Annotated in this window: 14 protein-coding genes; 7 read left to right on the forward strand and 7 right to left on the reverse strand. The window is 68.3% G+C overall.

What is annotated here, in order from left to right; genetic code table 11:
* Positions 1-23: 23 nt before the first annotated feature.
* On the reverse strand, positions 24-815 hold the full coding sequence (gene trpA / locus C4N9_RS19815; protein ID WP_109535079.1) for a tryptophan synthase subunit alpha: 792 nt from the start codon (positions 813-815) through the stop codon (positions 24-26).
* A gap of 113 nt (positions 816-928) precedes the next feature.
* Between trpA and C4N9_RS19820 the strand changes: the two genes are divergently transcribed.
* Both C4N9_RS19820 and ychF read left to right on the forward strand, forming a co-directional pair.
* A complete protein-coding gene (locus tag C4N9_RS19820; RefSeq protein WP_109535080.1) occupies positions 929-1,339 on the forward strand; it encodes a CopD family protein in 411 nt (136 codons plus the stop codon).
* 74 nt (positions 1,340-1,413) lie between these two features.
* Positions 1,414-2,511 carry a redox-regulated ATPase YchF gene (ychF, locus tag C4N9_RS19825; protein WP_109535081.1) on the forward strand — a complete coding sequence of 366 codons (1,098 nt, stop codon included), beginning with the start codon at positions 1,414-1,416 and terminating at the stop codon, positions 2,509-2,511.
* Between the two features lie 339 nt (positions 2,512-2,850).
* Here ychF and C4N9_RS19830 read toward each other — a convergent pair whose 3' ends face one another.
* Entirely contained in the window at positions 2,851-3,165 is a 315-nt protein-coding gene (locus C4N9_RS19830; protein ID WP_168192298.1) for a DUF4389 domain-containing protein, read from the reverse strand.
* A gap of 114 nt (positions 3,166-3,279) precedes the next feature.
* On the opposite strand from C4N9_RS19830, the gene C4N9_RS19835 reads away from it, so the two are divergent.
* Positions 3,280-3,483, forward strand: coding sequence for a hypothetical protein (locus tag C4N9_RS19835; RefSeq protein WP_109535083.1), 204 nt, complete (start codon positions 3,280-3,282; stop codon positions 3,481-3,483).
* 27 nt (positions 3,484-3,510) lie between these two features.
* On the opposite strand, the gene guaB is transcribed toward C4N9_RS19835, so the two are convergent.
* Positions 3,511-4,962, reverse strand: coding sequence for an IMP dehydrogenase (gene guaB / locus C4N9_RS19840; RefSeq protein ID WP_109535084.1), 1,452 nt, complete (start codon positions 4,960-4,962; stop codon positions 3,511-3,513).
* Positions 4,963-5,132: 170 nt separating this feature from the next.
* On the opposite strand from guaB, the gene C4N9_RS19845 reads away from it, so the two are divergent.
* Positions 5,133-6,428 carry an SDR family oxidoreductase gene (locus C4N9_RS19845; protein WP_109535085.1) on the forward strand — a complete coding sequence of 432 codons (1,296 nt, stop codon included), beginning with the start codon at positions 5,133-5,135 and terminating at the stop codon, positions 6,426-6,428.
* Positions 6,425-6,892 (forward strand): DUF2269 family protein, encoded by a 468-nt coding sequence (locus C4N9_RS19850; RefSeq protein WP_109535086.1) that lies wholly within the window; start codon positions 6,425-6,427, stop codon positions 6,890-6,892. Before C4N9_RS19845 ends, C4N9_RS19850 begins: the two co-directional genes overlap by 4 nt.
* 12 nt (positions 6,893-6,904) lie before the next feature.
* Here the strand turns inward: C4N9_RS19850 and C4N9_RS19855 are convergent, their stop codons facing one another.
* The gene (locus tag C4N9_RS19855; protein WP_168192299.1) at positions 6,905-7,933 is read right to left on the reverse strand and encodes an alpha/beta hydrolase; all 1,029 of its coding nucleotides are present in this window, start codon (positions 7,931-7,933) and stop codon (positions 6,905-6,907) included.
* Between the two features lie 187 nt (positions 7,934-8,120).
* Here C4N9_RS19855 and C4N9_RS19860 point away from each other — a divergent pair, with 187 nt between their 5' ends.
* Positions 8,121-8,846 carry an RDD family protein gene (locus C4N9_RS19860; RefSeq protein ID WP_109535088.1) on the forward strand — a complete coding sequence of 242 codons (726 nt, stop codon included), beginning with the start codon at positions 8,121-8,123 and terminating at the stop codon, positions 8,844-8,846.
* A 66-nt stretch (positions 8,847-8,912) separates the two neighbouring features.
* Positions 8,913-9,890 (forward strand): iron exporter MbfA, encoded by a 978-nt coding sequence (gene mbfA, locus C4N9_RS19865; protein ID WP_109535089.1) that lies wholly within the window; start codon positions 8,913-8,915, stop codon positions 9,888-9,890.
* Positions 9,891-10,142: 252 nt separating this feature from the next.
* Here mbfA and C4N9_RS19870 read toward each other — a convergent pair whose 3' ends face one another.
* The 3 genes from C4N9_RS19870 to C4N9_RS19880 all read right to left on the reverse strand — a co-directional run bounded on the left by C4N9_RS19870 (position 10,143) and on the right by C4N9_RS19880 (position 13,146).
* Positions 10,143-10,946 carry an ABC transporter permease subunit gene (locus C4N9_RS19870; RefSeq protein WP_109535090.1) on the reverse strand — a complete coding sequence of 268 codons (804 nt, stop codon included), beginning with the start codon at positions 10,944-10,946 and terminating at the stop codon, positions 10,143-10,145.
* Positions 10,943-11,788: an ABC transporter permease subunit gene (locus C4N9_RS19875; RefSeq protein WP_245902644.1), complete on the reverse strand. Its 846-nt coding sequence runs from the start codon at positions 11,786-11,788 to the stop codon at positions 10,943-10,945. Before C4N9_RS19875 ends, C4N9_RS19870 begins: the two co-directional genes overlap by 4 nt.
* A gap of 221 nt (positions 11,789-12,009) precedes the next feature.
* On the reverse strand, positions 12,010-13,146 hold the full coding sequence (locus tag C4N9_RS19880) for an ABC transporter ATP-binding protein (RefSeq protein ID WP_109535091.1): 1,137 nt from the start codon (positions 13,144-13,146) through the stop codon (positions 12,010-12,012).
* Positions 13,147-13,225: the final 79 nt, after the last annotated feature.

Genomic DNA, 13,225 nt, shown 5'->3' on the forward strand with positions numbered 1-13,225 from the left:
TCTTTCCGGGCGAGCGGGCCGCGTCAGCCCTTATGCGCGCCCTCGGCCAGTCCGGCGACGAAATCGAGCACCTCGGCGACCGGTTTGCCCTCGCCGATCAGCTTGACGATGGCCGATCCCACGACGCAGCCATCCGCCACCGAGGCGATGGCCTGCGCCGCGTCGGGCGTGGTGATGCCGAAGCCCACGATCACCGGCAGGTCGGTCTGTGCCTTGATCCGCGCGACCTCGGGGGCGACATCGCCGGCCTCCGCCGCCGCGGCGCCGGTGATCCCGGTGATCGAGACGTAATAGACGAAGCCCGAGGTGTTCTGCAGCACGGTGGGCAGGCGCTTGTCGTCGGTCGTGGGCGTGGCAAGCCGGATGAAATTCAGCCCCGCCTTCTGCGCGGGCAGGCACAGCTCGCTGTCCTCTTCCGGCGGCAGGTCGACGATGATCAGCCCGTCGATCCCGGCGGCGCTGGCGTCGGCGAGGAAGCGATCGACACCGCGGGCATAGATCGGGTTGTAATAGCCCATCAGCACGATCGGCGTGGTCGTGTCCGTCTCCCGGAACGCGCGGACCATGCCCAGCACCTTGTCCATCGTCATGCCGCCATCGAGCGCGCGCTGGCCGGCGCGCTGGATGGTCGGGCCGTCGGCCATGGGATCGGTAAAGGGCAGGCCCAGTTCGATGATATCGACGCCCGCGCCGGGCAGACCGCGCATCACCTCGAGCGAGGTCGCCTCGTCGGGATCGCCGCCCATCATGTAAGCCACGAAGGCCTTGCGCCCCTCGGCGCGCAGGCGGGCAAAAGTATCGTCGATCCGTGTCATGGAGGCCCCCGTCAATCTCGGCCACAGGCCTTGCACGGGCGCGGGGCGGAAATCAAGAGCCTTGGCCGCGCGAGGCTCTTGCGCCCTGCCCCGCACGGGGGCATTGAGGGCGCATGAGCTGGATCCTGATCATACATATTCTTTGCGTCATGGGGTGGATGACCTCGATCTTTGCCGTGCCGCGCGCGCTGATCTACTGGAAGCGGGCCGCTGCGGGGGGGGACGCCACGCAGCTGGGCGAGCTGACCTTCCGGCTCTATCGCTTCTCGGCGGGGCTTGGTGTCATCGCGGCGCTGACCGGGCTGTGGCTGGCCTGGTCGGTCTGGAGCTTCGCGCCCTGGACGCATGCGAAGATCGCGCTCGTGGCGCTGCTGGCCGCGCATTACGTCTATACCGGGCTCATGGTCGGGCGTGCGCGCCGCGGCGAGTTCCGCGAAAGCGACCTGTTCCTGCGCCTCTTCAACGAGATCAGCGTGCTGGGCGTGATCGCGATCCTGTGGGTCGTGGTGGTCAAACCCTTCTGAGACCCGTTCCGGCCCTTGCCGTGCTGGGCACAAGGCCCTAGAAGCGGCGCGAAACAGGCGCCGGAGGGTATCAGATGGGCTTCAAGATGGGCATCGTGGGTCTGCCGAATGTCGGCAAGTCGACCCTGTTCAACGCGCTCACGAAAACCGCCGCGGCGCAGGCCGCGAATTTCCCCTTCTGCACGATCGAACCCAATGTGGGCGACGTGGCGGTGCCCGACGCGCGGCTGGAAACGCTGGCCGGGATTGCCGGTTCGAAACAGATCATCCCCACGCGGATGACCTTCGTCGATATCGCCGGCCTGGTGCGGGGCGCCTCGAAGGGCGAGGGCCTGGGCAACCAGTTCCTGGCCAATATCCGCGAATGCGACGCCATCGCCCATGTGCTGCGCTGCTTCGAGGACGGCGACATCACCCATGTCGAGGGCCGGATCGACCCGGTGGCGGATGCCGAGACGATCGAGACCGAGCTGATGCTCGCCGATCTCGAATCGATCGAACGGCGCCGCGCGAACCTGGCGCGCAAGCTGAAGGGCAACGACAAGGAGGCGGCTGAACAGGACCGCCTGCTCGCCGTCGCGCAGAAGGCGCTGGAAGACGGCAAGCCCGCGCGCAGCGTCGAGGTGTCCGAGGACGACGAGAAAGCCTGGCGGATGCTGCAGCTGCTGACCTCGAAACCCGTGCTCTATGTCTGCAATGTCGAGGAAGCCTCGGCCGCGAAGGGCAACAGCCAGTCCGACCGTGTGGCGGAAATGGCGGCGCGTCAGGGCGCGGGCACGGTCGTGATCTCGGCCCGGATCGAGGAAGAGATCAGCCAGCTCGAAGGCGAGGAAGCCGAGATGTTCCTCGACGAGATGGGGCTTGAGGAAGCCGGCCTCGACCGGCTGATCCGCGCGGGCTATGACCTTCTGGGCCTGCAGACCTATTTCACCGTGGGCCCCAAGGAGGCCCGCGCCTGGACGATCCGCAAGGGTATGCTGGCCCCGCAGGCGGCCGGCGTGATCCACGGCGATTTCGAAAAGGGCTTCATCCGCGCCGAGACTGTGGCCTATGACGATTACGTCGCCGGCAAGGGCGAAGCAGGCGCCAAGGAAGCGGGCAAGTTCCGCGTCGAAGGCAAGACCTACGAAGTCAAGGACGGCGACGTCCTGCATTTCCTCTTCAACGCCTGAGCGAAGAACGGGTGAGGGGTTTCGCCCTCGCCCGGCAGGGCTGCGCCCTGCAGGTCTCACGCGACCAGGGTGCCTCGCTTCGCTCGGCACAAGACAGGGGGCTGCTCGCCCCCTCGCGCTGACGCGCTCACCCCCCGGGATATTTGTGGAACAAAGAGGACGGGGGCCCGGCCTGGCGCCCTGCCGCCTTAGGGCATGTCTGCGCCCTATGCCGTTTCACTTTGCCATAAATACTCAAACAACCCGCCCCGCATTCCCGCCGGTCCGTCAAAGGCGCAGGCGGCCGAAGCGCGCGGGGTGGGCGGGTGGGAGCGCGCTTCGGCCGCCTTGGCCTGCCGCTTACGACCCCATCGGCGTCCAGGGCCAGGGCTTCTGCTCGCTCGCGGCCGATTGATAGCGCGCCGCCTTGGCGACCCAGGCGCCGACCATCGAACCGAAATCGCCCAGCTCGTCGTTCGGGCGCCCGCGATTGACCACCATGATCAGCATCTGCAGCATCGCCACCGCGAACAGGATTGATTGCGCCACGCTGATCAGCATGGTGATGACGATGATCCACAGCAGGCGCGGCACCAGCTGGGGAAAGCTCAGCTCGACCGGGCCTTCGTCGTCTTCGTCGTGCAGATGCGGATGCTGGCGCTCGCGTTCGGTCATGTCGGGACCCTTTCCTTTGGCCCGAGCTTGGCGCAAGCCCGCCCGCGCGGCAAGGCCCGGGCTTGCAGCGCAAGTGATGCTCTGATGAGGTCGGGGGAACGAAGGAGCGCCCTCATGGCCAGACATCGTCTCGGGAACCCGATGCGCGGCGAGGCCCGCCGCGCGCTGCGCAAGCGTCTGCGCAAACAGGACCCGGATTTCCGGCCGCCGCCGCCCGCGACGCCGCGGGAGGCGCGCCGCGAGATGTTGCTGATGGCTGCCGCCTTCTGTGCGGTAATTGCGCTGGGGGCGCTGGCCATCGGGTCCGGGATTCTGTGACCCCGGGCTCGACCCGTCGACCCGCGCTTACGAGCCCAGCCGGTAATTCGGGCTTTCGCGGGTGATCTGGACGTCGTGCACATGGCTTTCGCTCAGCCCCGCGCCGGTAATCTTCACGAAATTGCAGCCCCGGCGCATGTCGGCGACCGTCGCGTTGCCGGTATAGCCCATCGCCGCGCGCAACCCGCCCACCAGCTGGTGAATGACCGTGCCCGCCGGCCCTTTATAGGGCACCTGCCCCTCGATCCCTTCGGGCACCAGCTTGTCCGAGGCCGCGTCCTTCTGGAAGTAGCGGTCGGCCGAGCCGCGCGCCATCGCGCCGAGCGAACCCATGCCGCGATAGGACTTGTAGGACCGGCCCTGGTACAGGATCACCTCGCCCGGCGCCTCGTCGGTGCCGGCGATGGCCGATCCGACCATGGCGCAGGAGGCCCCCGCCGCGATCGCCTTGGCGAAATCGCCCGAGAACTTGATGCCCCCGTCGGCAATCACCGGCACGTCGCCCGCGGCCGAGGACGCATCCATGATCGCCGTCAGCTGCGGCACGCCCACGCCCGCGACGATCCGCGTCGTGCAGATCGAGCCCGGCCCGATCCCCACCTTGACCGCGTCCGCGCCCGCATCGATCAGCGCTTTCGTGGCTTCGGCGGTGGCGACATTGCCCGCGACCACCTGCACCTCGTTCGACAGCGCCTTGACGCGCTCGACCGCCTCCGCGACCGAGGCCGAATGGCCATGCGCGGTGTCGATGACCAGAAGGTCGACCCCCGCCTCGATCAGCGCAGCGGACCGCTCGAAGCCGGCATCGCCCACGGTCGAGGCCGCCGCGACCCGCAGCCGGCCCAGATCGTCCTTGCAGGCCATCGGGTGCAGCACCGCCTTTTCGGTATCCTTCAGCGTCAGAAGGCCCGTCAGGCGGCCTTCCTCGTCCACGACCAGGAGTTTCTCGATCCGGCGGGCATGCATCAGGCTGCGCGCCTCGGCCCGGTCGGCGGGCTCGCGCAGGATGGCGAGGTTGTCGGCCGTCATCATCACGTGGACCGGCGTCCGGGGATCGTCGGCAAAGCGCATGTCGCGGTTGGTGACGATGCCCACGACATGGTTGTTCTCGTCCACGACCGGGAAGCCCGTGACATTGTAGCGCTCGGCCAGGGCCTGCGCATCGGCCAGCGTGGCATTCGCGGTCAGGGTGATCGGGTTATAGACGATGCCCGATTCGAAGCGCTTGACGCGGCGCACCTCGTCGGCCTGTTTCTCCAGGTCCAGGTTGCGGTGGATCACCCCCATGCCGCCCGCCTGCGCCATGGCGATCGCCATGCGCGCCTCGGTCACGGTATCCATGGCCGAGGACAGGAGCGGGATGTTCAGCCGGATGGACTTGGTCACATGGGTCGAGACATCGGCGGTCGAGGGCAGCACCGAAGAGGCTGCGGGAACCAGAAGGACGTCGTCGAAGGTGAGGGCCTCGCGAATCTGCATGGGGTGCTCCTGTGGGGGATGGCATCGCTTGGCACCGCCCTATTGCACGGGATCGGGGGAAAGGAAAGGCCCGACGGCCCGCTGCGCAGCCTGCGATAGCCTGCGCGGTTGCCAAGCCGCCCCGCGCGTGGAACCCTGTCCGGAACAAGGGCCAGAAGCAGGAGACGGCGATGCCCCGCGCATTCGTTCTGGGCGGCTACGGGTTGATCGGCGCGGAATGCTGCCGGGCGCTTGCGTGCGCGGGTTTCGACGTGACGGCGGTGGGACGATCGCGAGCGGCGGCGGCGCAAAGCGGGCTCGCGGTCGACTGGCTATATCGCGATCTGGTGCAGACCGACGCCGCGACATGGCGCGCGGATCTGGCGGGCGCGGATGTCGTGGTCAACGCGGCGGGTGCGCTGCAGGACGGGCCGCGCGACGATCTCGACGGGGTGCATGACCGCGCGCTGGCGGCGCTGATCGACGCGCTGGACGGAAGCGCGACGCGCGTCGTGCAGATCTCGGCCGCCGGGGTCTCGCCCGACGCCCCGACCGAGTTCTTCCGCTCGAAAGCCCGGGGCGATGCGCGGCTGATGGCCTCGGCGCTCGACTGGGTGATCCTGCGGCCGACACTGGTGCTGGCGCCGGCGGCCTATGGCGGCACCGCGCTCCTGCGCGCACAGGCGGCCACGCCGCTCGTGCATCTGCAGGTCTTCCCCGACGCCCCCGTGCAGACCGTGGCGCTGTCCGACCTGGCGCAGGCGGTCGTGACGGCAGCACGGGGCGGGATCCCCCGACGCCGGGTCTATGACCTCACGGAAGCCGGGTCCCGCTCTTTCGCCGCCACCACCACGCGGATGCGGGCGTGGCTGGGCCTGCCGGACTGGCGCCTGTCGCTGACCCTGCCCCGGCCTCTGCCGCGCCTGACCGGGCGGATCGCCGACGGGCTGGGACGGCTGGGCTGGCGCTCGCCGCTCAGAACCAACGCGCTGGTCAGCCTGCAGGCGGGCATCACCGGCGATCCCTCGGCCTGGGAGACGGCGGGCGGCGCGCCCTGCCGTGCGCTGGACGAGACGCTGAGCGCCATGCCCGCAACGCCGCAGGACCGCTGGTTCGCGCGGATGTACCTGCTGCTTCCGCTCGCCATCGGCGTGCTGGCGCTGTTCTGGACGGCGTCGGGCCTGATCGCGCTGGCCCAGCCGCAGCGCTCCGCCGACGTGCTGATCCTGCGCGGCACCGCGCCCGGCCTCGCCATGGCCATCGCGCTGGCGGGCGGGGTCGCCGATGTCGCGCTGGGTCTCGCCATCCTGTGGCGCCGCTGGGCGCGCGCGGCGGCGCTGGGCATGATCGCGGTGGCGGGCAGCTACCTGTTCGGCAGTCTCGCCTTCACGCCCGATCTGTGGCTGGACCCGATGGGCCCGATGGTCAAGGTCCTGCCCACGCTGCCGCTCGCGCTGATCGTGGCCAGCCTGATCGAACCGCGATGAGCGCCCTCTTGCTCTATCTCCATGTGCTTGGCGCCATGGTGCTGATGGGCACGGGCGCGGGTATCGCCTTTTTCATGGTCATGGCTCAGCGCAGCCGGGACCCCGCGCTGATCGCCCATACCGCCGGGATCGTCGTCATCGCCGACACGCTCTTCACCGCCACCGCCGCGCTGGCGCAGCCGGTGACCGGCATTCTCCTGGCGCTGGATCGCGGCTGGCCGCTGTCCGAGCCGTGGATCCTGCTCTCCGTCGCGCTCTATCTCGTCGTGGGCGCGTTCTGGCTGCCGGTCGTCTGGATGCAGATCCGCCTGCGCGACCTCGCGCGACAGGCCGCGCGCGAGGGTACTCCCCTGCCCCCGGCCTATCACCGGCTCTACCGGCTGTGGTTCGCCTTCGGCTTCCCCGCTTTCGCGGCGATGCTGGCGATCATCTGGCTGATGCTCACGACACCCGCCTTGGGCTGAGACCGCCCGGCGTCAGAGCTTCTCGCGCAGCCACGCGCTGACGACCGAGGTCGCCTCGGCCCCTTGCGGGATCGCGCGGCGCGCCGAGACGAAGGCATGGACCTGCCCGGGGAAGGAATGCAGCCGCGACGCCACGCCCGCCTCGCGCAGCGCTGCGTGGTAATTGTTGCCGTCATCCCAGAGCGGATCATGCCCCGCATTCAGGATCAGCGCCTCGGGCTGGCCCGCCAGGTGCGGTGAGAAAATCGGCGAGATCCGCGGATCCCGCCGGTCGATGCCCGCGGGAACGTATTGGTCCATGTACCAGTCGATCCGGTCGCGCGGCAGCACATAGGCGTTCTTCAGAACCTCCATCGAGCGCGTCTCGCCCCGGCTGTCCACCGCCGGGTAGATCAACACCTGCAGCTTCGGCAGCACCACGCCCCGCACCTGCAAATCATGCATCAGCACGGCGGTCAGGTTGCCGCCCGCACTGTCGCCCCCCACCGCCATCCGCGCCGGATCGATGCCCCAGGCGTCGGGCGCCGCCATCAGCGCCAGCCACGCCGCCAGTACATCGTCGGGTCCTGCGGGCCAGACATGCTCGGGCGCCAGCCGGTAATCCAGCGCGATGACGCGGATCCCCGCCTCCAGCGCGATCTGCCCGCACAACCCGTCATGCGTATCAAGCCCGCCCTGTACCCAGCCGCCGCCATGGATATAGACCAGCGTCGGGCGCGATGTGTCGTCGGGCCGTGTGTCGTAGATCCGCGCGGGCCGCTCGCCCTCGCCGCCCGCGATCGTCACGTCGCGCTTCGTGACCGAGGCGGGTGAGGGCGTGTCGAACTTGTCGGCAAGGATCCTGAGCGAGGCGCGGCTCTCGGCGATGGTGGGGATCACGCCGGGAACCCGGATCGCGTTGAAGAGCTCGCCCAGCGCCTGCGCCTTGGCGTCGATCCGCCGCCCGTCCACCACCTTGCGCCGCCCGGTGAACCACAGAGCCGCCACGGATTCGGGCGCCCGTGCCACAGCCAGGTTCAGCAGCATCGCGAATTTGTTCATCCCACTCCCCTTTTGCCCCAGAGGGCACCAGAACGGCGCCGGGATCAAGAGGGCGGCGCCGGCAGAACGCAGGGTTTCGCCGCCGACAGGCCCCTCCGTCCTGCACGGACCGCGCGCCGCATTGCCAGCGCCCTCCATCCGTGCCACCACCGGGGCTCCCTTTCCTGACGACCGCTCCGTAGCCCCCGTGCCACAGCCTTCCGCCCTGCCCCGCCCCTTCCTCGCGCGCCGCCTCCTCGCCCTCGCGGTGGATCTGGCGCTGGTCTTCGCGCTCGTCACCGTGGCGATGGTGCCCTTCACAGGCGACGGTCTCCGCCTGCCCGCGGCCCCCCTGACGATGCGCAGCACCGACTGCAGCGATGTCGAGACCGCGCCCGGCTGGCTGACCGAGCTTCTGGGCGCCCCCGGCCCCTATTCGCTCAGGCTCTGCGAGCGCCGGCTCTACGGCCTGCCCGACGGCAACGAGCTGCGCGTGGTGCTGGGCGCCGCGACCCCCGACACCACCAGCCGCCGTCTGGTCATCCCGGTCAATGCCGCGCTGGAACCGGTCGATCCCCGCCATCCCGGCGGCGTGCTGATCCTGGCGATCCTGATGGCGCTGAGCGCGCTGGCGACCCGGTTGGGCTGGCGCAGTCCCGGCAAGGCCCTGGCGCGGCTGCGGATCGTACCGGCGAACGGGGCGCGCGCCCTTCCCGTCTGGCGCGAGACCCTGCGGTTGGGGCCGCTCGTGATCCTCGCCGCCCTGCCCGCGCTCACCGGCGGCCTGCCCGCCGCCGCGATCGGGCCTCTGGGCGTGATCGCCGCGGTGGCGCTGGGCGCGATCCTGTTGATCTGGTATTATCTGTGGCCCTTCGCGCATTGGTCGGGCCAGTCCCGCCACGACCGGCACGCGCGGTTTTTCGTCACCGGCTGAGCCGGATGGCTTGCCGTCGCCGTCATCGCAGTTTAGAAACGTTCTAAACAATCAGACGGGCCCGTGATGTTTTCCATACTCGGCAGCCGCCGCCAGTTTCGCGATCTCAGCGATCAGGAAGTGCTCGCGCTCGCGATTTCCTCGGAAGAGGACGATTCGCGCATCTATCGCAGCTATGCCGAGCGCCTGCGCGCCGATTACCCGGCCTCGGCGGCGGTCTTCGACGGCATGGCCGAGGAAGAAGACCGCCACCGCCAGCGCCTGATCGCGCTGCACCGGATCCGCTTCGGCGATGTCATCCCGCTGATCCGGCGCGAGCATGTGGCGGGTTTCTATGCCCGCAAACCCGTCTGGCTGATGGAGACGATGACGCTCGAACAGATCCGCGGCGAGGCCGAGGCGATGGAGCGTCAGGCGGCCAGCTTCTACCAGCTCGCCGCGCAGCGCACGCAGGACGCCGAAACGCGCCGGCTTCTGGGCGATCTGGCGGCGGCCGAGATGGGGCATGAAAACGCGGCCCATGCGCTTGAAGACAAGCATCTGGGCGGCGAAGCCCGCAGCGCCGAGGACGATACCGCGCATCGCCAGTTCCTGCTGACCTGGGTGCAGCCGGGGCTTGCGGGGCTGATGGACGGCTCGGTCTCGACGCTCGCGCCGATCTTCGCCACCGCCTTCGCCACGCAGAACACGCACACGACCTTCCTCGTGGGCCTCGCCGCCTCGGTCGGCGCGGGCATCTCGATGGGTTTCACCGAGGCCGCCTCGGATGACGGCCAGCTCTCGGGGCGCGGCTCGCCGCTCAAGCGCGGCATCGCCGCCGGGGTGATGACCACGCTGGGCGGGCTGGGCCATGCGCTGCCCTATCTCATCCCGCATTTCTGGACCGCGACGATCATCGCCATGATCGTGGTCTTCGTGGAACTCTGGGCCATCGTCTGGATCCAGAACCGCTACATGCAGACCCCGTTCCTGCGCGCGACGTTCCAGGTGGTGCTGGGCGGCGCCCTGGTCTTCGCGGCAGGCGCCATCATCGGCGGCGGCTGATTTCACTTTGCCGAAAATACTCTCGGGAGGATTTTCAAGGAGGGTGGAAAACCCTCCTTGAAGGGGGCGGGAGGATTTTCAAGGAGGGTGGAAAACCCTCCTTGAACCGGGGGGCCCCGGGGGGCGGCAGCCCCCCGGTTCTTCCTGAAAAACGGCGGGGCGGCAGCCCCCCGGTTCTTCGTGAAAAACGGCGCGCGGCAGCCCCCCCGGGCCTGCGACAAGCGGCAGGGCCGAACCTCTGGGACCGTCGCCTCAGCGCGCCCGCTTCGACTGGCGCATCAGCAACACCCCTGCCACCGTCACCGCCAGAGCGACGATGCCGATGATGATCGTGGCCAGCGCGTTCACATCCGGGCTCACGCCCAGCCGGACCTTGGAAAAGATCACCATCGGCAGGGTCGAGGCCCCCGGCCCCGACACGAAGCTCGCGATCACGAGATCGTCGAGCGACAGCGTGAAGGCCAGAAGCCAGCCCGACACCAGCGCCGGCGCGATCACCGGCAAGGTGATGTCGAAGAACACGCGCACCGGCCCCGCGCCCAGATCGCGCGCCGCTTCCTCGAGGCTCTCGTCCATGTCCCTCAGCCGCGACTGCGCGATCACCGCGACATAGGCCGCGCAGAAGGTCGAATGGGCGATGATGACGGTGGTCATGCCGCGGCCGGCGGGCCAGCCCAGCATCCCCTCCATCGCCACGAACAACAGCAGCAGCGACAGGCCGATGATCACCTCGGGCATCACCAGCGGCGCGGTGACCATGCCCGTGAGCATCAGCTTGCCGTGGAACTTGCCGAACCGTGTGAGCACGAAGGCCGCGAGCGTGCCGATCACCACCGCCAGCGAGGCGCTGATCGTGGCGATCTTCAGGCTGACCCAGGCCGCCTCCAGAAGCTGCCCGTCGCTGATCAACTCGCCATACCAGCGGGTCGAAAACCCGCCCCAGACCGTGACCAGACGGCTTTCGTTGAACGAGAACACGATGAGCGAGACGATCGGCGCGTAAAGAAAGCCGAAGCCCAGCGTGGCGAACAGGGGCAGGAACCAGCCGCGTCTCATTCCTGCGCCTCCTGCCGGTTCTGCACCGATTGCAGCCACATGATCGGCAGCACGACCAGCACCAGCATGACAATCGCCACCGCCGAGGCCACCGGCCAGTCGCGGGCCGAGAAGAACTCGTCCCACAACGTCCGCCCGATCATCAGCGTGTCAGGCCCGCCCAGAAGCGCGGGGATCACGTATTCGCCGATGGCGGGGATGAAGACCAGCATCGAGCCGGCGACGATGCCCGGCACGGACAAGGGCAGCGTCACCGTCAGGAAGGTGGTGACGGGCGAGGCCCCCAGATCGCTCGCCGCTTCCAGAAGCGCGCCGTCCAGTTTCACCAGATTGGCGTAAAGCGGCAGGATCATGAAGGGCAGGTAGGTATAGACGATGCCGATATAGACCGCGAAATCGGTCTGCATCATCACCAGCGGCTCGTCGATGATCCCGGCCCATGTCAGCAGGTTGTTGATCACCCCGTCGCGCCGCAGGAAGCCGATCCACGCATAGACCCGCAGCAGGAACGAGGTCCAGAACGGCAAGATCACCAGAAGCAGCAGGATCGAGCGGCGCGGCTCGGGCGAGCGGGCGATGTAATAGGCGATGGGATAGCCGATGAGCAGCGCAAACAGCGTCGAGATCGCGGCGATCTTCAGCGAGGACAGATAGGCGTTGACGTAAAGCGCATCCGACAGAAGGAAGCGGTAATTCTCGAGGCTCGCGATGATCTCGATCCCGCCGTCGTCGCCCCTCTCCCAAAGCGGGGAATAGGGCGGCCGGGCGATCATCGTCTCGGCCAGCGAAATGCGGCCCAGCACGAAGAACGGCACCAGGAAGAAAACGACGAGCCACAGCATCGGCACGGCGATGACGATCCAGCGGTCGGGCAGCCCGACCAACCGGCCCAGCACGAAGCCGCCGAACGCGAAGAGCAAGGCCGCGCCGATCAGCAGGACCAGATCCTCGGGCAGGAACAGCCAGTGCCGGCCCAGCATCAGCGCGATCACCACCAGCGGGGCGGCGATCATGGCCGGCGGCAGGGCGAGCCTTCCGCGGCCAGGGGTGGCGGACGCCCCGCTCATTGCGTCAGCACCCGGAAATCGGCGGGCTCGAAGCTGAGATGCACGCTTTCGTCCCAGCTGATCGGGTTGTCGCGGCGCGATTCATTGGCCTGCGTGACGCGCACCTGCCGTCCATTGGCCAGCCGCACCAAATACGACGACATATGCCCGACATAGCCCATGTCGCGGACGATACCGGGCACGGTGTTGACGGCGCCCTCTTTCGGCTCGCGCGTGAGCCAGACGCGTTCGGGCCGCATCGCCAGCCACACGGTCTGGCCCTGCGTGAGCCCCGGCACCGGCGGGACCGAGACCGGACCCAGATCCTCGGTCTCGACGCGCATGAGGTCGGGCGCGGAAGGGCCGACGCGGCCCTCGAACAGGTTCACCGAGCCGATGAAATCGGCGACGAAGCGCGATTTCGGCGTCTCGTAGATCTCGCGCGGCTCACCCACCTGGGTGATGACCCCTTCGGTCATCACGCCGATCCGGGTGGCGAGCGTCATCGCCTCGTCCTGATCGTGGGTCACGACGATGAAGGTCACGCCCAGCGTTTCCTGAATGTTGATCAGCTCGAACTGGGTCTCTTCGCGCAGCTTCTTGTCCAGCGCGCCCAGAGGCTCGTCGAGCAGCAGCACCTTGGGCTGCTTGGCCAGCGCGCGGGCCAGCGCCACGCGCTGACGCTGACCGCCCGACAATTGGTGCGGCTTGCGGCGCGCGAAGCTTTCCAGCTTGACGAGCTTCAGCATCTCGGCCGCGCGCTCGGCGGCCTCGGCCTTGGATTTTCCTTCGCGCAGAAGGCCATAGGCCACGTTCTTCTCGACCGACATATGCGGGAACAGCGCGTAGGACTGGAACATCATGTTGGTGGGTCGGCGGTCGGCGGGCACGCCGGCCATGTCCTGCCCGTCGATCAGGATCTTGCCCGAGGTCGGTGTCTCGAACCCCGACAGCATCCGCAGCAGCGTCGATTTCCCGCAGCCCGAGCCGCCCAGCAGGCAGAACAGTTCGGATCGATAGATATCCAGACTGACATCGTTGACGGCGGTGAAATCGCCGAAGCGCTTGGTGATGTTCCGGATCGAGATGAACGGCTTGGCGTCCGGGTCGGTCCAGGGGCGGGTATTCACGGCAAGCGCCGGATTGCTGGTCATCGGACGAGGCTCCGCGCAGGGAAACAGGGTAAAATACGGGACGGTCGAAGGATCGGGCGGCAGATCCGGAGGAGCGCCC

Source organism: Pararhodobacter marinus (assembly GCF_003122215.1).
Classification (GTDB): Bacteria; Pseudomonadota; Alphaproteobacteria; order Rhodobacterales; family Rhodobacteraceae; genus Pararhodobacter; species Pararhodobacter marinus.